Source organism: Rhizobium sp. BK379, assembly GCF_014193955.1.
Classification (GTDB): domain Bacteria; phylum Pseudomonadota; class Alphaproteobacteria; order Rhizobiales; family Rhizobiaceae; genus Rhizobium.
The window spans coordinates 185,520-208,548 of sequence record NZ_JACIAD010000002.1; the positions used below are offsets into that span (position 1 = coordinate 185,520).

General features: G+C 59.6%; 23 protein-coding genes and 1 tRNA gene. 16 read left to right on the forward strand and 8 right to left on the reverse strand.

Translation table 11 applies throughout. The features are described 5' to 3' along the window. Positions 1-98 precede the first annotated feature (98 nt). Positions 99-1,721 carry a GumC family protein gene (locus tag FHT93_RS11885; RefSeq protein ID WP_183847727.1) on the forward strand — a complete coding sequence of 541 codons (1,623 nt, stop codon included), beginning with the start codon at positions 99-101 and terminating at the stop codon, positions 1,719-1,721. 70 nt (positions 1,722-1,791) lie between these two features. Further along, on the forward strand, positions 1,792-2,118 hold the full coding sequence (locus tag FHT93_RS11890) for a hypothetical protein (RefSeq protein WP_112970122.1): 327 nt from the start codon (positions 1,792-1,794) through the stop codon (positions 2,116-2,118). A gap of 107 nt (positions 2,119-2,225) precedes the next feature. Here FHT93_RS11890 and FHT93_RS11895 read toward each other — a convergent pair whose 3' ends face one another. Next, positions 2,226-3,335, reverse strand: coding sequence for a glycosyltransferase family 2 protein (locus tag FHT93_RS11895; protein ID WP_246781597.1), 1,110 nt, complete (start codon positions 3,333-3,335; stop codon positions 2,226-2,228). Between FHT93_RS11895 and FHT93_RS11900 the strand changes: the two genes are divergently transcribed. The 9 genes from FHT93_RS11900 (at position 3,334) to FHT93_RS11940 (ending at position 12,400) form a co-directional block, all read left to right on the forward strand. Then, positions 3,334-4,125: an NAD(P)-dependent oxidoreductase gene (locus FHT93_RS11900; protein ID WP_183847729.1), complete on the forward strand. Its 792-nt coding sequence runs from the start codon at positions 3,334-3,336 to the stop codon at positions 4,123-4,125. The genes FHT93_RS11895 and FHT93_RS11900 overlap by 2 nt on opposite strands. After that, positions 4,118-4,897 carry a glycosyltransferase family 2 protein gene (locus tag FHT93_RS11905; protein ID WP_113013189.1) on the forward strand — a complete coding sequence of 260 codons (780 nt, stop codon included), beginning with the start codon at positions 4,118-4,120 and terminating at the stop codon, positions 4,895-4,897. The genes FHT93_RS11900 and FHT93_RS11905 overlap by 8 nt, the downstream gene beginning before the upstream one ends. Then, a complete protein-coding gene (locus tag FHT93_RS11910; protein WP_183847732.1) occupies positions 4,897-6,090 on the forward strand; it encodes a DegT/DnrJ/EryC1/StrS family aminotransferase in 1,194 nt (397 codons plus the stop codon). Before FHT93_RS11905 ends, FHT93_RS11910 begins: the two co-directional genes overlap by 1 nt. 12 nt (positions 6,091-6,102) lie before the next feature. Continuing rightward, positions 6,103-7,179, forward strand: coding sequence for a GDP-mannose 4,6-dehydratase (gene gmd, locus FHT93_RS11915; protein ID WP_112541952.1), 1,077 nt, complete (start codon positions 6,103-6,105; stop codon positions 7,177-7,179). A gap of 3 nt (positions 7,180-7,182) precedes the next feature. Further along, complete coding sequence (locus FHT93_RS11920) at positions 7,183-8,127, forward strand: GDP-L-fucose synthase (RefSeq protein WP_210299277.1); 945 nt, start codon at positions 7,183-7,185, stop codon at positions 8,125-8,127. An 87-nt stretch (positions 8,128-8,214) separates the two neighbouring features. Next, on the forward strand, positions 8,215-9,111 hold the full coding sequence (locus FHT93_RS11925; RefSeq protein ID WP_183847734.1) for a hypothetical protein: 897 nt from the start codon (positions 8,215-8,217) through the stop codon (positions 9,109-9,111). A 125-nt stretch (positions 9,112-9,236) separates the two neighbouring features. After that, positions 9,237-10,427, forward strand: a complete 1,191-nt coding sequence (locus FHT93_RS11930) for a class I SAM-dependent methyltransferase (protein ID WP_183847736.1) — start codon at positions 9,237-9,239, stop codon at positions 10,425-10,427. Positions 10,428-10,435: 8 nt separating this feature from the next. Then, positions 10,436-11,533 (forward strand): NAD-dependent epimerase/dehydratase family protein, encoded by a 1,098-nt coding sequence (locus FHT93_RS11935; protein WP_112541948.1) that lies wholly within the window; start codon positions 10,436-10,438, stop codon positions 11,531-11,533. Positions 11,534-11,539: 6 nt separating this feature from the next. After that, complete coding sequence (locus FHT93_RS11940; protein ID WP_183847738.1) at positions 11,540-12,400, forward strand: Gfo/Idh/MocA family oxidoreductase; 861 nt, start codon at positions 11,540-11,542, stop codon at positions 12,398-12,400. Here FHT93_RS11940 and FHT93_RS11945 read toward each other — a convergent pair. Both FHT93_RS11945 and FHT93_RS11950 read right to left on the reverse strand, forming a co-directional pair. Then, the gene (locus FHT93_RS11945; RefSeq protein ID WP_246781599.1) at positions 12,384-13,280 is read right to left on the reverse strand and encodes a hypothetical protein; all 897 of its coding nucleotides are present in this window, start codon (positions 13,278-13,280) and stop codon (positions 12,384-12,386) included. The genes FHT93_RS11940 and FHT93_RS11945 overlap by 17 nt on opposite strands. 693 nt (positions 13,281-13,973) lie before the next feature. After that, positions 13,974-14,060, reverse strand: a tRNA-Leu gene (locus FHT93_RS11950). Positions 14,061-14,228: 168 nt separating this feature from the next. Here FHT93_RS11950 and FHT93_RS11955 point away from each other — a divergent pair. After that, a complete protein-coding gene (locus FHT93_RS11955) occupies positions 14,229-14,636 on the forward strand; it encodes a BA14K family protein (protein ID WP_112541945.1) in 408 nt (135 codons plus the stop codon). Between the two features lie 3 nt (positions 14,637-14,639). Here the strand turns inward: FHT93_RS11955 and FHT93_RS11960 are convergent, their stop codons facing one another. Next, positions 14,640-14,933, reverse strand: coding sequence for a SelT/SelW/SelH family protein (locus FHT93_RS11960; RefSeq protein ID WP_183847742.1), 294 nt, complete (start codon positions 14,931-14,933; stop codon positions 14,640-14,642). A 185-nt stretch (positions 14,934-15,118) separates the two neighbouring features. Between FHT93_RS11960 and FHT93_RS11965 the strand changes: the two genes are divergently transcribed. Next, positions 15,119-16,159, forward strand: coding sequence for a GH25 family lysozyme (locus tag FHT93_RS11965; protein WP_113013181.1), 1,041 nt, complete (start codon positions 15,119-15,121; stop codon positions 16,157-16,159). 75 nt (positions 16,160-16,234) lie between these two features. Here FHT93_RS11965 and FHT93_RS11970 read toward each other — a convergent pair whose 3' ends face one another. Continuing rightward, on the reverse strand, positions 16,235-17,311 hold the full coding sequence (locus tag FHT93_RS11970; RefSeq protein WP_113013180.1) for a class I SAM-dependent methyltransferase: 1,077 nt from the start codon (positions 17,309-17,311) through the stop codon (positions 16,235-16,237). Positions 17,312-17,470: 159 nt separating this feature from the next. Between FHT93_RS11970 and FHT93_RS11975 the strand changes: the two genes are divergently transcribed. Next, positions 17,471-18,517 carry a helix-turn-helix domain-containing protein gene (locus FHT93_RS11975; RefSeq protein WP_183847744.1) on the forward strand — a complete coding sequence of 349 codons (1,047 nt, stop codon included), beginning with the start codon at positions 17,471-17,473 and terminating at the stop codon, positions 18,515-18,517. Positions 18,518-18,522: 5 nt separating this feature from the next. On the opposite strand, the gene lepA is transcribed toward FHT93_RS11975, so the two are convergent. After that, entirely contained in the window at positions 18,523-20,355 is a 1,833-nt protein-coding gene (gene lepA, locus FHT93_RS11980; protein ID WP_113013178.1) for a translation elongation factor 4, read from the reverse strand. 76 nt (positions 20,356-20,431) lie between these two features. Beyond that, positions 20,432-21,130, reverse strand: coding sequence for a thiaminase II (tenA, locus tag FHT93_RS11985; protein ID WP_113013177.1), 699 nt, complete (start codon positions 21,128-21,130; stop codon positions 20,432-20,434). A gap of 129 nt (positions 21,131-21,259) precedes the next feature. Here tenA and FHT93_RS11990 point away from each other — a divergent pair, with 129 nt between their 5' ends. Continuing rightward, positions 21,260-21,829 (forward strand): XRE family transcriptional regulator, encoded by a 570-nt coding sequence (locus FHT93_RS11990; protein WP_113013176.1) that lies wholly within the window; start codon positions 21,260-21,262, stop codon positions 21,827-21,829. A gap of 29 nt (positions 21,830-21,858) precedes the next feature. Beyond that, the gene (locus tag FHT93_RS11995) at positions 21,859-22,377 is read left to right on the forward strand and encodes a GNAT family N-acetyltransferase (protein ID WP_183847746.1); all 519 of its coding nucleotides are present in this window, start codon (positions 21,859-21,861) and stop codon (positions 22,375-22,377) included. On the opposite strand, the gene FHT93_RS12000 is transcribed toward FHT93_RS11995, so the two are convergent. Then, positions 22,359-22,985: an HAD-IA family hydrolase gene (locus FHT93_RS12000; protein WP_183847747.1), complete on the reverse strand. Its 627-nt coding sequence runs from the start codon at positions 22,983-22,985 to the stop codon at positions 22,359-22,361. The genes FHT93_RS11995 and FHT93_RS12000 overlap by 19 nt on opposite strands. Positions 22,986-23,029 lie beyond the last annotated feature (44 nt).

Below are 23,029 nucleotides of genomic sequence, written 5' to 3' on the forward strand. Positions count from 1 at the left end.
CGTCGGCTTCGATGCCTGCATCTTAACGGTCCGTTAGCTAAGAATTTCTAAAGTCGCTCCTGCTTGGCCATGCTTTCTCGCCGGGTGGATGCGGTGTTATGAAACAATATGACGGGAACAGGGTGAGCCGCTTGCCTGCCTGGCGCAGTTATGAGTCGTCTCAGCCTGCGCCTGAAGGCACTCGTGCGCGCAGCCCGATCATCCGGCCGACAGATTTCGTTCCGCCCCCACCGCCTCCCGAGCCCGATCCGCCTCCGGTTCGGCCGGCAGCGTCGGAAAGCCGTCCTGCCGGGCCGCTCCGCGGCGATATTCCTGTCGTGCCCGAAACCGTTTCAACGCCGGAACCCGTGGTCGAGCAGACATCTGTTGTCGCCGGACCCTTGCTGGATATCAGATCTGCGGTTGCCGCCATCTGGAGCCGGCGCCTGATTATTGCCGGTCTTTGCCTCGTCGGTGCCGCTGCCGGTGCGGTGATCGCGCCTCGTATCCCGCAGAAATTCACCGCCGTTGCCGCCCTCTATTTCGATCCGCGTCAGATCGGTCTTGCCGACAGCGGCTCACAGAATGCGGCCCCGTCGCCGGAAATGATTTCGACGCTGATCGACAGCCAGGTTCAACTGCTGACCTCGGGCAACGTATTGCGTCGCGTAGCCGATGCTATGAAGCTCGATCAGGATCCGGAATTCACCGGTGGCAGGACAGATGGTGCTGCCATCATCGGCACTCTTCAGAAGGCTCTGCTGATCACGCGCGAGAACAATACTTACGTCGTCTCGCTCGCCGCAACGACGCGGGACCCGGAAAAGTCCGCAAAGCTCGCCAATCAGGTCGTCACCTCCTTCATGCAGGAGGAAAGCAGCGCATCGACCGGTCTTTACGAAACTACCTCGTCAGCACTCGACGGTCGCCTCGACGATCTGCGCCGGAAAGTGCAGGAAGCGGAGCAGGCGGTCGAAACCTTCCGCGCCGACAACGACATGGCGGCGACCGAGGGCAATCTGATTTCCGATCAGCGCCTTTCATCCCTGAATGCGCTGCTCGTTACCGCCCAGGAAAAGACCATTCAGGCCAAGGCCCGCGCCGATGCCGCTGCAAATCTGCGGGTCGAAGATGTCGTCGCAGGCAGCCAGACGGACGGCGCCACGGGCACATCGCCGCTCGTCAGCCTGCGGCAGCAATATGCCGCCCAGGCCGCAGTCGTCGGCAGCCTGCAGAGCCAGATGGGTTCGCGTCATCCGCGCCTTCAGGCTGCGCGCTCTTCGCTGGGTAGCATCGGAGCGGAAATCAAAGACGAACTCCAGCGCGTCGCGACTTCGGCAAGGGCAGAATACGAACAGGCGAAGAAGGCCGAGGACGATATCGCCAAGGAGCTGGCGGTACAGAAAGCCCTGCAGGCCACGACCTCGGACAAGCAGGTGCAGTTGAACGAGCTGCAGCGCAAGGCGACGGCCGCCCGCGAACTCTACGAATCAGTTCTGAAGCGTTCCGGCGAGACCAGCGAAGAACAAAACCTCAGCCAGAGCAATATCCGCGTCGTCTCCCCCGCAGAAGTTCCCGTGAAGGCGGATGGGCCGAGCAAGAAAGTCATCATGGTCGCTGGCATGATCGGTGGCTTGCTTGCAGGCTTTGCTGTCGGCGCCGGTTTTGCGATCCTCGCCGGCCTCTTTTCTCATCCGACCATCAGAAGCTATTTCCGCAAGCCCGTCCGCGCGTCCGCTTGATGGCAGCCTCCAATCTTCCTACATCCAGAACATGGGCACCGCAAGAAGTGTGCCCATGAGAGAGGTTGTGATGCGGTTCGCTGCGATTGTCCTGCTGTCGCTTGTTGCCGGCGCGTCTGCTGCGCCCGCGTCTGCCATAGACTGGCAGAATTCCGGCAAGCAGGCCGTGCAGCCGCTCTATCCCTACAAGGATCTTCCGGGCGTGAAGGCGCAGCCAGACAAGAAGGTGGAAGAATCCTACGACTGTCACACCGAAACGGTGCAGGTTCGCCGCCGCTACGACGAGATCTTCCGCTCCGGCGGCATGCCGACGCTGATGTATGTCTGCGAACGCGACGGCGTGATTTCGATGGATAGCCGCGTGCCGCTGCGTGGCCATTACCAGCCGGTGCGCTGAAAGCCGGGCGATTTCTGCGTTGCGATTGTGTCCGAAGATCCTGACGGCGCCATAATCGTTCAGCGACTTGACGGCGATTGCGAGCAATCTTCCTGCAGCACTACACCTTAGCCAGCGGGCCGAAATGCCAATTGCGGTACCTCGCCACCAACGATGCGGTCGGCGAAGGACAGACTGGACAGACCGTATCGTTGATACAGCTCATTGTCTTGATTTGCCCGGAATTCCGCCTGATCGGACGGTGAAGAGAAATATTTCCCGATCAGCAGCGGCAGGCGAATGGTTTTAAGATTCTTTTGCTGGAATACATGCCAGAACAGCGCATCGCCGACCGATCTGATCGGGGATCCGTCGCCAAAATAGCTCGGATAGTATTTCCCGACCATCTTCGGGCTCCACAGCGTAGCCGGACCAAAAGTGCCGCGCTCGCCAGTGCCCGATCCAAGCCTCAGGCGTTCACGTGGCCTCGGAGGCCACTCCGGCGCAAATTCGGATGCCGTCAGTATCGGTGCTTTGAAAGGCTCATCCAGATGGGAATTGTCAAAGCAGACCAGCCACTCGCCTCCAACCATTCCGGCAGAAGAAGCGCACGCCGCTCCGACCAGGAGCTCGACCGCATTTGTGGCCAGGCGGTCGTCCATATTCAGGTTCATCACGAACAATGAATTGCTCAATGCCACCGCTGCAGACCAGGCCTCATAGATCGAGAGTGGTTGAGAGAAGACGTAACAGTCCGCATCCAGCCATTCGGGCGGCATATCACCATTGTCGAAAATATAGATGATGCGCACGTCGACACTTTGCTGGCGCAGGTTGATGTAGTGCGACTTCAGCAGGTCCAGCTTGTTGTTCTGGCGGTGCCACACCGCGCAGAACACCGTCACCAGCGCGGTCCCATGATCACTCTGCGTCCTTGCTTTAATAAAATGCATCTCAGGCAATTCCTTTCGCGCAAGGTTCGCGCATGGCAGAGGCGGCATTGGTGTTAACCATGAAGGAGATGGCATGAGCCGGGCATTCGCGTCAATTGCCGTGGTTGGAAATCCTGGGGGCGGCCACCCGGTCATCTGAAGTCGGCTTTTTAACGTGTTCGTTGTGTCGCGAAGGGACGCGCCCCAGCGGGAAATAAGGAAATTGGATGCAGCAAAAGCGCGACCTGACCTCTGCCAGCCGAAGGCTCCCGGCAGGGTGCGCAGTTCATCGAGAGGTGCGTCCATGCGGGTCCTGGTAACCGGGGCGGGCGGCATTCTGGGCAGGCATGTTATCAGGCATTTCGCCCAATTTGCGCCAGGCGCCGATGTGATCGCCAACAAGGCGGACCTCACGGATATCGAGGCGACGCGAGCGGCGATCTCTGCCCTTCAGCCGATCGATAAGGTTGTTCATCTGGCAGCTTTGGTGCCGGTGGCATCGGTCAAGGCAGATCCTGCCCGTGCCTATGCCGTGAATGTCGGCGGTACGATCAATCTTCTCTCGGCGCTCGAGGCGCACCCGGCAACGTTCCTCTACTGCTCATCGAGCCATATCTATGCGCCGTCGGACCTGCCGATAGCTGAGGACGCCGAAAAGGCGCCACCTTCCTTCTACGGAAGGACAAAATGGGTCGGCGAGAGCGTTGCGGCCGACATTTGCGAGGCATCCGGCCGCGCTTTCTGTGCGGCACGTGTTTTCTCGATTCACGATCCAGCGCAAACCGGTTCGTTCCTTCGGCCGTCCATCGAGCGTCGGCTGGCAGAAGAGGACCTGAGCCGACCCTTCATGCTTCCGGGCGGTGACAGCGTCAGGGATTTTCTGCCGGCTGAGGATGCGGCAGAGCTTGTCGTGCGCCTCGCCCTTTCCTCCGCAACGGGGCCGGTCAATGTCGGCTCCGGCCGTGGCACAACCATCCGCGATTTCGTTCAGGGTTTCAGCTCCCGGCCCCTCGATATCAGGGCGACCGGCGGCTCGGACACTCTCGTCGCCGATATCTCACGGCTTAGACAATTATTAGGAGACTTTGATGTCTGAGACTGTTTCCATCGTCATTCCGACCTTTAACAGGGCAGGGATGTTGCCTGTCGCCATCGACAGCGCCCTGAATCAAACGAAGGCGTGCGAGGTTATCGTCGTCGATCACGGGTCCACCGACGATACGCCGAAGGTGGCCGAGGCTTATGGCGACCGCATCCTCTACATCCGCCGTGAGCGTGATTTCGGGCCGCATTTCTGCTGGCTTGAAGGCGCACTCCACGCCACCGGAGAATTCGTCCACCTGCAATATGACGACGATTGGATCGCACCGACCTTCATCGAGGCGTGCCTTGCCGTCATCACTCCGGAAACCGGCTTCGCCTTTACCGGCGCCGACGTTATGGATGGCCCAGGCCTGCCCACCAAACTTCGCCAGTTTACGGACTGGTTGCCCGCGACTGGCACCTATCCGGTCGACGCGTTGGAGAGACAGATTCTTGGCTCGCTGATCTCGCCTGGCGCAGCGCTCTATCGCCGGCAAATTCTGATCGACGCGCTCTATCCGGGGCGATTGCCGCTTCAGATCAACGAATATCGCGGCGTCGGCCCGGATGCTTTCGTCTCGCTGCTTTCAATGCTGCGCTATCCAGCGATCGGCTACGTGCGTGAACCGCTTGCCTTCTTCCGCTTCCACGAGGGTTCGATCACCATCGACGCCTTCGCGTCCGGCGAGAAGACCGCGCGACTGCGCGCCGCTTACGCAGAAGTTACCCGCCACTATCTCGAAATGAAAGTGATGCGCGCTGTGCGTATCAGGGAGGCATCGTAATGACCGTAGGGCGTCCAATCCGCTTAGTTACTCAAGATCGTCCAATCCGCCTCGCAGAGGAAACCATCGACCAGGGTGAGCTCGAGGCGCTCTCCGAATGGATACTCGCCGGCAACCGCCTGACCAAGGCTGAGCAGACACTCGCCTTCGAGCAGGAATTCGCTGTCTGGATGAACTGCCGTCACGCAGTTTATGTCAACTCCGGCTCGTCGGCGAACCTCCTGATGATCGCCGCGCTCAAGGAAGCGGGCCGCCTGCGCAATAACAAGGCGATTGCCGCCGGCGTCAGCTGGGTCACCACCGTTTCGCCGCTGCTCCAGCTTGGTTTCGATGTGCGTCTCTGCGATTGCGATTCGAAGTCGCTGGGTATCGATCTCAACCATCTGGAAGACCTTTGCCGCACGGATCCGCCGGCGCTGCTGATCCTGGTCCACGTTCTCGGCCATGCCGGTGACATGGATGCTGTCAGGGACATCTGCGAGCGTTACGACGTCATCCTGCTGGAAGATTCCTGCGAGGCGCTCGGCTCGGCCTACAAGGGCCGCAAGCTGGGCACGATCGGCACGGCAGGCAGCTTCTCCTTCTATTATGGCCATCATATCTCGACGATCGAGGGCGGCATGGTCGTCACCGACGATCCCGATCTGCACCAGCTTATGCTTTCCCTGCGCTCGCACGGCTGGAGCCGCGATCTCAAGCCGGAACTGCGCCAATCTCTGGCAGAGCAGAACGGGGTCGATGAGTTCAAGAACCTCTACACCTTCTACCATGCCGGCTATAACCTGCGCTCCACGGACCTCCAGGCATTCCTCGGTCGGTCGCAGCTCAGGAAGCTCGATCAGATCGTCGAACGCCGCCGTATCAATTTCGACCTTTACCGCAAGGCGCTGCCGGACTTCTTCTCCCAGTCGGGAGATACCGAGGTTCTGTCGTCCTTCGCCTACGGCACCTTCATCGAGAACCGGCTCGAAACCTACAAACATATCAACGCGCTCGACATCGAATGCCGGCCGCTGATCTGCGGCAACATCGCGCGCCATCCCTTCTGGCTCCGCGACCATCCACGGCTCGCCCTTCCGAACGCCGATAAGGTGCACGATTACGGCATCTATCTGCCGAATCATCACAACCTGAATGAAGCGGACATTGCGCGTGTGGCCGACGCCTTCGCCTCTGTTGCCCGCCCCTGCTAAGAGCGAAGACAAATGACGAATACGGCTCCAAAGCGTGCTCTGATTACAGGCGTAACCGGACAGGACGGCTCCTATCTTGCGGAGCTGCTGCTCTCCAAGGGTTACCAGGTACACGGCATCAAGCGCAGGTCATCGAGTTTCAACTCGGCGCGCGTCGATCATCTCTATGAAGACGTTCATGAGACCAATCGCCGCTTCACGATGCACTATGGCGACATGACCGATTCCACCAACCTGATCCGCCTGATTCAGGAAGTGCAGCCGGACGAAATCTACAATCTGGCTGCGCAATCTCACGTTCACGTCAGTTTCGAAACGCCGGAATATACGGCGAACGCCGACGGCATGGGCACGCTACGCATCCTGGAAGCCTTGCGCATCCTGCACATGGACAAGACGCGTTTCTATCAGGCTTCGACCTCCGAACTCTATGGCAAGGTGGTGGAGACGCCGCAGAAGGAAACGACCCCCTTCTATCCGCGCTCACCCTATGGCGTGGCCAAGCTCTACGCATACTGGATCGTGGTCAATTACCGCGAATCCTATGGAATGCACGCCTCGAACGGCATTCTCTTCAACCATGAAAGCCCGCGTCGCGGCGAAACTTTCGTGACGCGAAAGATCACCCGCGCCGCAGCGGCCATTGCCGCCGGCGACCAGGATCGCCTCTATCTCGGCAATCTGGACGCCATGCGTGACTGGGGCCATGCCCGTGATTATGTCGAGGGCATGTGGCGGATGCTGCAGCAGGACAAGCCGGATGATTACGTCCTGGCGACCGGGCGTACCGTCAGTGTCCGTGAGTTCGTGGATACGGCTTTCCGGGTCGCAGGCATCGACATAGAATGGCGTGGCAAGGGTGTGGACGAACGTGGCTACGTTCGCGGCACTGATCGCTGTCTGATCGAAGTCGATCCGCGCTATTTCCGTCCGACGGAGGTCGATCTTCTGCTAGGCGATCCCTCCAAGGCTGAAAGAGAACTTGGATGGCGCGCCACGACGACGCTGGAGGAAATGATCGTGGAAATGGTCAATTCCGATATCAAGGAACATGCTGCAAACTCGGTTCATCAGCGAGACAAGGACTAACGGATGAACCCGGCTTTTCAGATAGAGGGAAAACGGATCTGGGTCGCCGGCCATCGCGGTATGGTCGGTTCGGCCCTGGTCCGGGTGCTCTCGCAGCTGAACTGCGAGGTACTGACAACACCTCGCAGTGAGGTCGATCTCACCGATCAGGCCGCGACGCGACGCTGGCTGCAGGACAACAAGCCGGATGCCGTCATCGTCGCCGCTGCGCGTGTGGGCGGCATTGCCGCCAACAGCGCCTCGCCGGTTGCCTTTCTCTACGACAATCTGATGATCGAGGCGAATATCATCGAAGCGGCTGCTCGTGCTGACGTGAGCAAGCTTCTTCTCCTCGGTTCCACCTGCATTTACCCACGCGACGCCGAACAGCCGATCCGCGAGGAATCCTTGCTCACCGGTCCGCTTGAAAAGACCAATGAGTGGTACGCCATCGCCAAGATTGCCGGCATCAAGCTTTGCCAGGCCTATCGCCAGGAGCAGGGACGCGATTTCATATCGGCCCAGCCGACCAATCTTTATGGGCCGGGCGACAATTATGACCTCGAGACAAGCCACGTTCTGCCGGCCCTCATCCGTAAGGCTCACGAAGCCAAGGTGAACGGTGCTGAATCCCTGACGATCTGGGGCAGCGGTACGCCGTTGCGGGAATTCCTGCATGTGGATGACCTTGCCGATGCTGTGATCTTCCTGCTGCGCAATTACTCCGGCCCGGTGCCGATCAATATCGGTTCTGGTGAGGAATTGTCGATTGCCGAGCTTGCCCGCCTCGTGAGCAAGACGATTGGCTTCGATGGTTCGCTCACCTTCGACACCACGAGGCCGGATGGGACGCCGCGCAAGCTTGCCGATCTTCGCCGTCTGCGCGAACTCGGCTGGAACAATGCCCGCCCGCTGACGACTGGTCTCGAGCAAACCTATCAAAGTTTTCTGGATAGGCGCGAAAATTGAGGGCGCGGAACCAGCGAACTGATGCACGCCTGGACCAGAAGAACCGGTCGAGTTGCCTGCGACAACACTCGGGAAAGCTTTAACATCATGAAAATATGCCTCCTGATAACAACGTACAGGCGCGATATCCAGCTGGTGCGTCTGCTTTCCCAGATCATCGATCTGCGAAGCAAATATACCGGCCTCGTCGTCTTCGAGACAGTCGTGGCCGACTCCGATCCCGACAACGCCGCCAGACACATTCTCGAGCCGCTTTGTGATCTCTATGTAACCAACAAGGGGTCAGGCTTCGACGACAACCTGTTTCACTTTTACGCCGATCATGCTCGGAACTACGACTTCATCTTCAGCATAGGCGATGCCGACGTTTTCAGCTGCGGTCAGGTCAATCCGCTTGATCTGCTGGAACTCGCTGCCAGGCAGGAGCACGATGCCGTTCTGTTCAATCATTGCGAATACAGATCGGCAGACATGCTCGCGACCGAGCTGACATATACGCTGTCGCCGCCATTCTATACCAACCCCAAGCTGATGGACGAGCCGGAAACGTTTCGCCGGCACTTCCTCGGCCACGTTCCCCGACATGTCGGCCTTCTCTACCGGAGCAACTTGATCATCGAAAGCCTCGGGAAGCTTGCTGCCTTCCGAGACACGCTGCATCTCTATGCCGTGCCTTTCCTGCTGGCACTCGAGAAGAACAGGGCGATGTTCTTCGACTATCCCTTGAATTACTTCGCCGCGGATGCGACCTCCGACGGCACCTCCAAGGATTGGACGGACGTATTCATGGGCCTGTATCGCTTCCTTCTTGCCGCGAAAGCCATTCTGTCGCCGGCAAGTTTCGCAATCACCAAGCAGGGCTTCATGGCCAACTACCTCAATGACCGTTCCTGGCTGCGCGGATCCCTGTCCCGCTTTGTTCCGAGCGAGGCGCAAATATTGCGAGAGTTGGATGGGGCGATCGAAAGCTTCCCACAAGCTTAAATCTCTAGAAACTTAGCTATCGGAAGGCGTGTTGGCCTGGCGTCGATAAGCTCGAACGCGGCAGCCGAAACGCAGCGGGATGCGCATGCTCCCCACGATGGCGCAGCGAACGGTAAGGATTCCCAATGTCGAAATGTTGTTCTCTGTGCGACGGACAGATCTTGAACAAATTTCTGGATTTGGGGCGCCAGCCCCTCGCGAACAAATATCCCAAGCCGAGTGATTTTCAGGAGGAGAAATTCTTCCCGCTCGAAGTGTTCTTTTGCGAAACCTGCAAGAATGTTCAGCTTGGAGAGATGGTCCCGCGATCCCTCATGTTCGAGGATTATTATTACCTGAGCTCGGTCAATGGCGGTCTCGTCCGCCATTTCGAGGCGCTCGCCGAGGAACTGAAGGAAGCGAAATTCGTCGTCGACGTGGGCTCCAACGATGGCGTGTTGCTGCGTCCGCTCAAAGGGCTCGGAGTTCGGGCGCTGGGGGTCGAACCTTCGATCAATGTCTCCAAGCTCGCCAATGACGAGGGGCTGGAAACGCTCTGCGCCTTCTTCGAGGAAACCTCGGCGCGGCAGGTGCTGGACAGCCACGGCCCGGCGGACGTGATCGTCGCCAGCAGCGTCTTCACGCATCTTGACGCACCGGATCAGTTCATCCGCGCAGCGGACATCCTGATGGCGAAAGACGGCAAGCTGGTGATCGAGGTCGAGTATATCCTCAACATGATCAGCCAGGTGCAGTTCGAGCGATTCTACCTCGACCGGATCTTCTACTACTCGATCTCGTCGATGAAGCAGCTGTTCGGCAAGCACGGCATGGTGATCACCGGGCTTGAGCCTGTGGCCCAGCATGGCGGCTCCCTTCGGTTCACATTGATGCGCGAGGCGGCCGGCACCGAGGCCCCGGAGTTGGCGGAGCTGATCGCGACCGAGTTGAAGGTGCTGAACACTGCGGCACTGACAGATTTTGGCCAGCGCTGCCGCGATCTGACCGACAGGCTGGTCGCTGGCTTGAAGCGCTGGCGGGAGGAGGGCGTCAAGGTGGCAGGCTACGGCGCGCCTGCCCGGCTTTCGACCATCACAAACTTTGGCGGCATCGACAGAGATCTGCTGCCTTTCACGATCGATGACAGCCCGCTGAAACAGGGACGCACCTCGCCCGGCGCGCATATCCCGGTTGTGTCTGCCTCTGAACTTGAGACCTATCAGCCCGAAGTGCTGGTGGTCTTCGCCTACGAATACATCGACGACATTCGGAAAAAGACTAGCAATGCATATGACTACTACATGCCAATTCCGCTTGTTGAACTCATAGCTTCCTGATCACTGGAATGGGGAAAGAAATGTCGAAAGAAATTCAACGTATTGTCGAGCGGCTTGGTGCTAATGCCCATCGGTTTTCCGGGAAGACTGTCCTGCTGGCAGGGGGGGCGGGTTTCCTTGGGAAGCACTTCGTCAAGGTGTTTCAGAAGCTGAATAACGACGTGCTGGACAAGCCCTGCTCGGTCATCTCGGTGGATAACTACATCACCGGCACCAAGAACCTCGATGAAAGCATCGTGCGCGATCCCAACATCATGCAGGTCTGGGCCGATGTGACCCATCCGCTGCCCGTGCGCGAAGATATCGACTTCATCATCCAGGCTGCGGGCATCGCATCACCCGTTTTCTACATGCGTTATCCGCTCGAGACCATCGAGAGCGCGGTGCATGGCACCCGCAACCTCTTGGACCTGGCTTCACGCAACAAGAACCTCGAGGGCTTCTTGTTCTTCAGCTCCTCCGAGATCTACGGCGATCCCGACCCCCGCGCGGTGCCGATCAAGGAAGATTACCACGGCAACGTTTCGACCGTTGGGCCGCGCGCCTGCTACGACGAATCCAAACGTCTGGGTGAGACGCTCTGCACGATCTACAAAGAGCACCACGGCGTGCCGGCAAAGATCGTGCGCCCGTTCAACGTCTTTGGTCCGGGCATGGGTCACAACGACCGCCGCGTGATCCCGATGTTCACCTATCAGGCGCTCAATGGCCGTACGATCCCGGTCCACGGCACCGGCCTGCAGACGCGCACCTTCTGCTACATCACCGACGCCATCTACGGCTTCCTGATGACGCTGCTTGAGGGCAAGTGCGGCGAGGCCTACAACATCGGCAACCCGGACAACGAAATCTCGATGATCAAGCTGGCGGAGATGTATCCCAAGCTGCTGCCGGGCGCCTCCTTCACCCGCATCGACTATCCGGACACCTATCCGGCGGGAGAACCTAACCGTCGCTGCCCGGATATCACCAAGGCGCGGGAAACCTTTGGTTATACCTCCGAGGTGGATGTCGAAGATGGTCTCGCGCGCTTCATCGACTGGGCTCGCAATGAGCGGAACTATATCGATTTCGAGCCCGAAGCGGCGCTCAAGAAGGCCGGATAACGATAGGTGGTAACACTGGGCCTCATCGGGCGGGGTGCCTGGGCGCGCATCATTGGCGCCACTCTGGACAGCCTGCCCGAAGTGCGCTGGGTGCCGCTGAACGGCCCCGGCGCTTCTGTTGACGGCGTCATCATCGCCAACAGGAGCAAAGATCACGTGTCCTCGGCGCTCCCTTTCGTTGAGGCGGGGATGCCGTGCTTTATTGAAAAACCTCTGGCCACATGCCTCGAGGATTTCCTGCGCCTCAAGGCGGCGGCTGGTGCAGCTGCCGGCCACGTCTTTGCGGGGCACCTGCACCGGTTCAACCCGGCCGCAGAGGCCTTTTGTGCGGCCCTGCCGGAGATCGGCCCGATCCAATCGGCAACTGCGCTCTGCGCCAATGGCAAACCCCGCGACGATACGTCCGTGATATGGGATTGGTTGCCGCATCCGCTCTCACTGGCAGCACGGATCTTCGCCGCTCCGGCCGAGCGCGCGACGGCCCGGTCGCTTGAAGGCGGAGCGCGCCCGCTTCGCGTGGCTGCACAATTGTCCTACGAAGGGCGACCTTTCGACCTTGAGGCCAGCTGGCTTTCGCCAGATCCAGCCTTTCGGATCACGGCCGCGGGCACCAGGGGACGTCTCATCTTTGATGACAAAGCCACGCAGAAGGTCACGCTCATCCGCGACGGAAAGAGTGTCGCCCTCAGCTATGACCCAGAGCTGCCTCTAACCCGCGAACTGCGCGCCTTTGTCGAGTTGATCCGTGGCGTGCGCGACAACCCGTCTCCGGTTGAGGAGGTAGAGGAAGTCCTTCGCAGCCTGGATGCCATCGAACGTTCGGCAGCAGCAGACGGCGCCCCGGTCGCGATCAATTGGCCGGATTGAGGTATCCGTAAATCTGCGCGAGGATTTCCTGAACGCGCGCGTCCAGGTGGCTGGTCGCCATGGCCAGTTCGTGACGCGCGAGCACACCGGCCTCGCCCTGCTTGCGGAAATGTGCGTTCGCCGCCTCGACAATGGCCTGCGGGGCCGCCACATCGCTCGGCTCGAAATAGAACAGATGCTCCTGCAGAGCGGCCAGCGCGGGAAGATCCCTCAGGCTGGCTGGAAGGATCGGCACGCCCCCGGTGATCAGCGCATCAAAGACACGGATAGGCAGATCGCCACGGACCGGGACGATCCAATGGCTCATATGCGCCGCCCATTCGTCCAACCGGTCCAACTCCGTGCGGTCATGATATGTCCGCGCCGCCGGACCGACATGTTTGAAATGCGTGTTCAGCGTCTGGAGCAACGCATTGCGCTCGGGGAATTGCGGATAGAGGATATGTCGTCCAAGGGGTTCCGGATCACGCGTGGCGGCCAGGAGGCGATCGCGATGTTCGCTCAGATAGTCGCGTGACCACTGGATGACCGCTGCACTTACAGGGCGCCCCATCGCCTTGGTCACCTGCGCGTAAGTCTCATTATTGTGCGGATGGCACGGCACGTAAAAGTCGGACAGCATCGCAAAATTCAGGGACATCGCGACATCATGATGATTGTCGAAATCCCAGATGCAGACATGGGCACGCGGTTCGTTGGCGAACATGCCCACATACTTCTGCCCAATCTGAGCGATGTCATTGTTGTTCAGTATGTAGATGGTGTCGGGCTCGAACTGCTCGATGGCCTTGAGGTTCACCAACGAGATCTGGTCTGTATTCTCGGCCTTGCTGAAGATCCCCTCGCTCAACCTGACCTGCGTTTGCGGGCGCAGTTTCATGCTCTCAGAAAAGGCCTTTCGGCGGAGTTCTTTCTGCACATTCAACTGTTCAATCTGCTCGTTTACGGATGACATGTCAGGTGGTTTCGCTCTTGCTTATCTGGAAATATTTCTAACACTTTAAGGTTAAATATTCCTAAAATCTCGGTGAGTTGGTCCCGCCAGTGGGAACGCTTTTCCCTTCGAGGGTGGTTTGGCCCGCTCCCCTGAAAAATCCGCGGTATGACGCGCTAGTCTGTTCCTCGAACGCTTCGAATGGTCGCCGAAGGTGACGCAGGAAAAAGGCGTTTGCGTGCTGCTTCGGCTCTTTTGCCAGTGAGTTGGAGGGACATGGCGGCGATCCGGGCGGAGAGGCCTCCACGGGATCGAATAGCCTAGAGAATCCGGTCGATCTTATGCTGAATATGCAGATTCGGCATCAACCCAGCCGTATGTGCGGCGCGATACGCGTTCCTCGCAGCATCGAACGTCACGCCCCACATGATGGCGCTGAGGAGAAACGCGATGATGTAAACTTGGATGCGCATAGTTCTATCAAAGTGCGGCATATCGGCATTTATATGGCAGTGCGAAGCATTGCTCGAGATCAATTATTATCGGTGAATAAAGACGCAGAGAACGAACACCACAACGGTGGGCACAGATAACAGGGAGACCCCGTATCTGTTTGATCTCATTGAGGATCAATGGGAATGGTGCCCAGAAGAGGACTCGAACCTCCACACCCTTTCGGGTACCAGCACCTGAAGCTGGCGCGTCTACCAATTCCGCCATCTGGGCGACGGAGAGCCATGTACGGGGGTGGCTCGTTACTGTCAACAGGGTTTTTGAAGTTTTCCTGACAGTCTGTGAAAAAGCTTCACGAAGCTGTGGTCGAACCCAACGGATCAGTGGATGGCATGGCTCATTTCTCAACCCTATATAATGGGTATTGGAAAGGAACGCGCCATGTTCGACCTTCGCTCTATCCTTCTTGCTGGTCTGTTTGCCGTATTGCCATTGATGGGAGCCAATGCCGCCTCGCCGTCGCTTGGGCCTCTCAATACGCAGTCGACGATCTGCGACTATCGCGGCTGCTTCGGCTTCGGTCCGCAGCAGTGGCATCGCCCTGCCTACGTCCAGCCGAACTATCTCCCACCGAATGCAGCCGGGCCGAATTATTATCAGCCGCCCGGGCAATTGCCGCCACGGCTGACCTACGGTCCGCCGCCGGCACCGCGCGTGCAGCCTTCGGCGGATAATCAGGTCCGCCATCAGCAATGGTGCCGGAACGAATATCGATCCTACAATCCGCGCACCGATCGCTTCCTGACCTATGAAGGCATCTACAAGACCTGCAATTCGCCTTATAATTGAACGTTAGCTCTCCAGCGATGCGCGGTCGGTATGGCCGAGATCGCGGTCAGGCTCGATGATGTCGCGCACCCGCTGCTTGAGTTCCTTCGGTCCGGGAAAGCCGCCGTCGCGCTTGCGCTCCCAGATCAGTTCGCCATTGACACGGATCTCGAAATTGCCGCCGGTGCCGGGAATGAGCGCCACTTCGCCGAGGCTGTCGGTAAAGGTCTGCAGCAGTTCCTGCGCCATCCAGGCGGCGCGCAGCAGCCAGTTGCACTGCGTGCAGTAGAGGATCGTCACACGGGTTTTCTCGGTCATGGGAATCTCCTTTAATCCGAGGGATCTAGAAGCTCGCAAAAGACGTTGCAATGCGCCTGGCACCGAATCTGCGGACGGAAAGTTCGGATTCAGTCTTTTTTGATAATTTTCCATTAGCTATTCCGGATTGGTGTTTTCACGGATCTGGTGAGGCACCCTGGTTCTTGTTTTGCGTCACGGTGCCCATGCGTTCCACGGCTATCCCAGCTATCCTCGTCGCCTGCCTTGCTCTGGCAGGCTGCTCTTCGGCTTCCGGTCCGGAAAATCTTTCGGCTGGTGTTGCTCCGAAGCCTTCGAAGGAAATCACGGCTTCTGTCACGCCGCCGCCGGCACCTGTGCCCCAGGCTACAGTTGCTGCAGCCGATGCCACTCCGCAGGCAAGCCTCGCCTGGGAAGCGCCCCTGCCGGAGTCCCGCGCCTTCTCGGCAGTGACGCCTTCAGCCACATCGCAGCCGGGTATGCCGATTCCGAGCGAACGCCCCGTCGAATTCGCCATGGCGGCGGCACCTGCCATAGAACCGCCGACCCGTGGCCGCTCGCGCGTCTATGGTTATGGGTTCCGCGATGCCAAGCCGATCAACTTCGGCAAGGTCTCTCCGCGCAAACTGGCCGTCCACGGCGTCGACGTCTCGCGCTGGCAGGGCGACATCGACTGGGAAACGCTCCGGACCCGCGGCGCCAACTTCGCCTTCATCAAGGCAACGGATGGCGGCGATCATCTGGATCCGATGTTCAAGACAAACTGGCGGCGCGCCAAAGAGGCCGGCATCAAGCGCGGCGCCTATCATTTCTTCTACTGGTGCCGCACGGCCGGTGAGCAGGCCGACTGGTTCATCCGCAACGTGCCGCGCGATCCGGACGCCCTGCCGCCGGTCATCGATGTCGAATGGAACGGCGAATCGAGCTGCAAAGTGAAGCTCTCCCGCGCCCGCGTGCTGGAAAAAATGCAGGTCTTCATGGAGAAGATCGAGCAGCACTACGGCAAGCGACCGATCATCTATACGGCCCCGGATTTCTACGCGGATAATCTCGAAGGCGCCTTCCAGAACTATCACTTCTGGCTACGCGCGGTCGCCGAACATCCTTCGAAGGTCTATCCGAACCGCAAATGGCTCTTCTGGCAATATTCCGGCTCTGGCCTCTCTCATGGCGTCGAAGGCCGAATCGACCTCAATGCCTTCCGCGGCAGCGAAGAAGAATGGCACCGCTGGGTAGCGGGGCTGTAGGAGTTTCACTCCGGACAGAAGATGCCGCAGAACTGACGATATCAGCCCTGCGGCATTCGGCTTCGACCGCAATGATCAGAGTCGCGCCTCGAGTACGAGGTTGAACGGGGTTGCCATCGCTCGACGGAATCGCGTGAAACCGGCCTTCCGGAAGATCTCGGCCAGCCGTTTCTCACCGGCTTGTGCGCCAAGCACGATATGGCCGCCATCAGAGATCGCATGAGCGCAGCAGATCGTCGTCGAGGCGGCATAATACATGCGCGCGACCGGCGAGATACTGTCTTCCATCCCATCCTTCGCATAGGGCTCGACCAGCATTACCGTTCCCTCATGGGCAATGGTTCTGGCTGCGTGTCTTGCGACAGCGAGCGGGTCGCCCATGTCATGCAGGCAGTCGAAGAAGCAAATAAGGTCGTAGCCTGAACCAGAATAGGCGTCCGCTCTCGCGGTTTCGAATGTCACTCTCTCTGTTCCGCCCGCCGCAGCAACAACCTGCCGGGCCTCATCGAGCGATTCCGGATGCGAATCGAAGCCATGGAATCGCGACGACGGAAAGGCTTCGGCCATCAGCGCTGTCGAATGACCATGACCGCAGCCGACATCTGCCACCAGTGCGCCAGCCTTCAGTTTCTCGATGACGCCATCGAGCGCCGGCAGCCATTCTGCAACAAGGCTTGCCTTGTAGGCGTTGCGGTAGAGCGATGCCACGCCGCAATAGAGCCTGCCATCGTGATCGCCCCAGGGAATGCCGGCGCCGGTGCGAAATGCATCCAGGGCCTTGTCCTCGTCAGCCCACATCGAGGCGGGGATTGCCCAGGCCGCAGCCATGAAAACCGGGCTGTCGTCCTGCGCCAGCACCAGCGCATGTTCTGGCGGCAATTCGTAGCCGTGGCTTGCCGCATCATAGATCACATAGCCACCTGCCACCTGTGAGCCCAGCCATTCGCGGATATAGCGCTCGGCGCAGCCCGTGATTGCCGCAAGCTGGTGCGAACTGATCCGCCCCGCCTTCGCCATTGCCTTATAAAGGCCGAGCCGGTGCCCGATGCTCACCATCACGCCGCCATAGCCGGCTGAGAGATCGTCGATTGCTCGTGAGACGATGAGGTCGAGCTTGGCCGCATCGATCGTGTTGCTTCTTATCTGGTCCATTTCCTTCTCCTGTCGAAATGTTAGGAATGGAAATGGAATGACAGCAGACGGGGTATTGCGGCAGAGCGGCATGGGCCATAAGCGGGCCATTTGCGCCAATCATCATGCCGGTGTAGGCAAAAGAAACGAATAGCGGACCTGTTTCTTCCGGGGGATGAGATGCAATCCGGCACCGATCAAGTCGTTTCCAGGCCGCTTCATGTCAGCCTCGTGGCCATTCCCGAGGCTGTGGTATCGACCCTGAGCGGCATTTTCGATGTCATGAATGCCTTTGCGGTTCTGCTGGCAGCCAGCGATGTCCTCGGCGGCCGAGCGCCCTTCAAGGTGGAAATTGTCGGTACATCCGCCGAGCCGCTGGAACTTGCAAGCCGTCTGCCGATTACCGTCCAGCGCAGCATCTCGTCTCTCGACCACACGGATATCGTCATCGTGCCCTCCGTTCTGCTGCCATCGCGTGGATGGCAGCAGGGGCGTTATCCGGAACTTGTCGAATGGGTTCGCGCCATGCATTCGCGTGGCGCGCTGATTTGCTCGGCCTGTTCGGGGCTCTTTCTGCTGGCAGAGACCGGGCTATTCGACGGCATGGATGCGACAGTGCATTTCGGCTATGCCGAGGCTTTCCGGACAAGCTTTCCGAAGGTACCCGTCCATCCCGAGCGTGTGCTCGTCGTTTGTGGCGGGCGAGAAGAACTGATCACCTCCGGTGCCTCCATGACCTGGCATGATCTCGTCCTGTACCTGATCGCCCGTCATGCGGGTGCTTCGGCCGCGCAGGCAATTGCCCGTTTCTTCGCGTTGCAATGGCATCAGGATGGGTTGGCGCCCTATATCGTTTTCGAGGGCCGCAGGGATCATGGCGATATAGCGATCCAGACGGCGCAGGAATGGCTTTCCAGCCATTTTTCGGTCGCCAATCCCATCGAGGAAATGTTCCGTCATGCTGGCCTGACGGAGCGCACCTTCAAGCGCCGCTTCACCCAGGCAACCGGTATCAGCCCGATTGCCTATGTTCAGCGTTTGAGAGTGGAGGATGCAAAGCGCCGGCTGGAGCGCACGGATGCGCCGGTCGATGAGATCAGCTGGCAGGTCGGCTATGAAGAGCCGGCTTTTTTCCGCAGGCTCTTCAAGCGCATGACGGGCCTGACGCCCGGCAGCTATCGCCGCCGGTTTCGTGTGCCCGATTATGCGCGTCCGTCAAAAAGCTGAGGTGTTTACTCGTCACCCATCTTGAGCGCCGCGATAAACGCTTCCTGCGGGATTTCCACCTTGCCGAACTGGCGCATGCGCTTCTTGCCTTCCTTCTGCTTTTCCAGAAGTTTGCGCTTGCGCGTAGCGTCGCCGCCGTAGCATTTGGCCGTCACGTCCTTGCGCAGCGCCGAGATGGTTTCGCGGGCAATGACGTTGCTGCCGATCGCCGCCTGGATCGGGATCTTGAACATGTGCTTCGGGATCAGCTCCTTCAGCCGCTCGCACATGTCGCGACCGCGCTTTTCGGCGGCGGCGCGATGCACCAGCATCGAGAGCGCGTCGACCGGCTCGCCGTTGACGAGGATCGACATCTTCACGAGATTGCCTTCGCGGTAGCCTTCGAGGTGATAGTCAAAGGACGCATAGCCCTTCGAGATCGACTTGAGGCGATCGTAGAAGTCGAAGACGACTTCGTTGAGCGGCAGATCATAGGTCACCATCGCGCGCGTGCCGACATAGGTCAGCTCGGTCTGGATGCCACGACGATCCTGGCAAAGCTTCAGGATCCCGCCGAGATAATCGTCCGGTGTCATGATCGTTGCCTTGATCCACGGCTCGCGGATTTCGGCGATCTTGACGACATCGGGCATATCGGCCGGATTGTGCAGTTCACGCTCGCTGCCGTCGGTCATCGTCAGCTGATAGACGACTGATGGTGCGGTCGCGATCAGGTCGAGATCGAACTCGCGTTCGAGACGTTCCTGGATGATTTCGAGATGCAGCAGGCCGAGGAAGCCGCAGCGGAAGCCGAAGCCGAGAGCGGCCGAGCTTTCCATTTCGAAGGAGAAGGACGCGTCGTTGAGGCGAAGTTTGCCCATCGCGGCGCGCAGATCTTCGAAATCGGCGGCATCGACCGGGAACAGGCCGCAGAAGACGACCGGCTGTGCCGGCTTGAAGCCGGGCAGGGCCTCGGCGGTCGGACGCTTGTCTTCGGTGATCGTATCGCCGACGCGGGTATCGGCCACTTCCTTGATCGAGGCGGTGATGAAGCCGATCTCGCCGGGGCCGAGGCTGTCCACATTGACCATCTTCGGCGTCAGCACGCCGACGCGCTCGACCTGATACTTGGCATCCGTGCCCATCATGCGGACAGTCTGACCCTTGGAGAGCACGCCGTCGATGACGCGGACCAGAACCATGACGCCGAGATAGGTGTCGTACCAGCTATCGACGAGCAGCGCCTTCAACGGTGCTTTCTCGCCGCCCGGGCTCTTCGGCGCCGGCAGCTGGTGGACGATCGCTTCCAGCACGTCGGGAATGCCGAGACCGGTCTTGGCCGAGATCAGCACGGCCTCGGAGGCGTCGATGCCGATCACTTCCTCGATCTGCTCCTTGATGCGGTCGGGTTCGGCCGCCGGCAGATCGATCTTGTTGAGAACGGTGACGATCTCGTGATTGTTGTCGATCGCCTGATAGACGTTGGCGAGCGTCTGGGCTTCCACACCCTGCGACGCGTCAACGACGAGCAGCGAACCTTCGCAGGCCGACAGCGAACGCGAAACTTCGTAGGCGAAGTCGACGTGGCCGGGCGTATCGATGAGGTTCAGCACATAGGTTTCGCCGTTATTCGCCTTGTAGTGCAGGCGCACGGTCTGGGCCTTGATGGTGATGCCGCGCTCGCGCTCGATATCCATATTGTCGAGCACCTGCTCGGACATTTCGCGCTCGGCAAGGCCGCCGGTCGTCTGGATCAGGCGGTCAGCAAGCGTCGATTTGCCGTGGTCAATATGGGCCACGATCGAGAAGTTGCGGATATGGGATAGCGGAGTCGTCGAATTGGTGCTCATGCGCGCCATATAGCAGCGCGCTCACCGCCCGCAAAGCGGTAATTATACCGGGGTTTACCCTATTTTGCAGACCGTGACGTACGGCTCAGACCGGCCAGGTCTCCAGTCGCCAGGCCGAATCCCAGAACATCCATTCATATTGGGAGGCGCGCACGAAGGCGTCCATCATCTGCTGGCGCTCTGTCGGCGAGGCAGCCCGCGCGGCGATATCGGTCAAGGCAATCACTTCACGCGCACCGGCTGCAAATTGCGGATCGCCATAGGTGTTGATCCAGGCCTGGAAGACATTGCCCTCGATCGCCGGCCGGCTCTTGATGCCTTCGCCGACATGCCAGTAGATCCAGAAGCAGGGCAGGATGGCCGAAAGCGCCACCGCGTAGGAGCAGTGGTAGGCCGTCGCCAGCAGGAAATTCGTATAGGCAAAGCACGAGGGCGAGGGCTCGGCCGCCGTCACATCGGCGCTGGAAATGCCGAACTGCGTCAGGAAACCGGCATGCAGGCCCTGCTCCACAGTGATCGCCTTCTGCGCCGACCCAAGAAAGCGCAGCACCTGCGCATTATCGGGCGCTTTGGCGGCGACGATCGCAAGGCAGCGGGCATAATGCTTCAGGTAGATCGCGTCCTGCAGGATATAGTGGCGGAAAACCTCCGGCGGCAGCGTACCATCCGAAAGCCGCTCCAGCAGCGGCAATCGCTCGATCTCGGCCATGATCGGCTTGATCCGGTCCCAGGCGGCCGTCGTGAAGCTTTCCGCCGTCTCAGTGCCTTGCGCAATACCGTCCATCTTGCTCTCCGCTCTTGAATGCCGCTGCCATATATCGACGCCGCCGTGGTGAAAGCAAGGCTGCTTGCGAGGGCTTGATTCCATCATTGGATCCTGTATTTCTCTTATAGTAGAATCATGGATTGAAAAATGGAACAGGAACTCGAGCAGGCAATCGGCATTCGCATTCGCACGCTGCGGACGGAAAAAGGGCTGACACTGGATGATCTCGCTACTGCTTCCGGCGTGAGCCGCGCGATGATCTCCCGCATCGAGCGGGCGGAAGCGAGCCCCACGGCTTCGCTGTTGGCGAGGGTCTGTGCCGCGCTTGGCCTGTCGCTTTCAGAGTTCTTTGCCGATGAAGGGCAGGAAGCGTCGCCGCTATCGCGTCGTCAGGACCAACAGGTCTGGCGCGATCCCGAAACCGGCTATATGCGCCGCGCCGTCTCGCCGCCGGGTACATCCTCGGATGTCGATATCGTTGATGTCGAATTTCCGGCCGGTGCGCGCGTCAGCTTCCCGCCGCATGCCGCCAGCCGCGGCATGACCCAGCATGTCTGGCTCTTCGATGGCGAGCTGGAAATGACCGTCGGCGAGATCGTTCATCGTCTCAAGCCCGGCGACTGTCTCTTCATGCCGGTCGGTGACGGCCATGTCTTTCACAATCCGGGTCATGCGCCGGCACGCTACTGCGTCGTGCTGGCCCGCGACGATCACTAAATCACGCGCTCACTTATCAGGGGACCATCATGCCGACTATCCGTCTTCTCTCTGCCGCCGAGGCACACGCGGCTATTCCCGACCTCTGCGAGGTGCTTGCCGATTGCGTCAATGGCGGCGCCTCGGTCGGCTTCATGCAGCCCTATACACCTAGGGATGCCGAACCCTACTGGCGTAGTGTCGCCGAAGCCGTGGCCGATGGCGCCACCCTGCTCTTCGGCGCTGAAGTTGATGGCAAAATCGTCGGCACGGTGCAGGTCGGCGCTGCCCAGATGCCGAACCAGCCGCATCGCGGCGATCTGAAAAAGCTGCTTGTTCACCGCTCCGCTCGCGGCCATGGCCTGGCGCGTCTGCTGATGGACATGGCCGAACGCGAAGCGGCCCGTCGCGGCAAGACGATTCTCGTCCTCGACACGGCAACCGGCAGCGATGCTGAAGCCATCTACCCGCGTCTCGGCTGGGAGCGTGTCGGTGTCATTCCCGATTATGCGCTCTGGCCTGAAGGTGGCCTGTGCGCCACAACCTTCTTTTACAAGCGCGTGGCCTGATGGCCGTGCGTAAAGGCGTCTATCGCGTCAGCCAATCTTGAGGCCGGCGTCCAATGCAGGGCCTTCCAGCCAAACTCTTTGGCGGCCGCAATATTCTCCTCGACATCGTCAATGAAGCCGATGTCATCAGGGCCGGCGCCGACTTCCTGCGTCGCAAGCCGGAAGAAATCGCTGAAAGGCTTTCGCGCGCCGAGTGCGGCCGAGTAGAACATGCCGTCGAAAAGCGCGCCGAGCCCCAGCACGTCGCGCAGGTAAGCGGCGCGCTGATGCTCCTGGTTGGTGGCAAGGTAAAGAAGCGTGCCTTTGTCCTTGAGGCGGGCGAGGTCGTCGAGCAACTGTCGGTCAAGGCGGGAGTCGTTTTCGAACCAATAGTCGAGCAGGGTCTGGGCGTTGAGATGCGGTGCAATCCGGCCAAGTACTTCCGTCAGACGGGGTTCGATCGGCTCCTGGCCCGTGACGATTCCGACCCAGAAAGGCTTGAAGAATTCCTGTTGGAGCAACGGCGCAGGCAGGCCGAGATCGCGCTCGAGATAGGTAAAGAGCGGCAGGCCGTCTGTCGGCCGTCCGTGGACCAGCACCCCATCGACATCGACCATCAGGATTTTCATGGGCTTAAACTCTTGAGGAAAAGGAACGTGTTCTGAAATCGGCT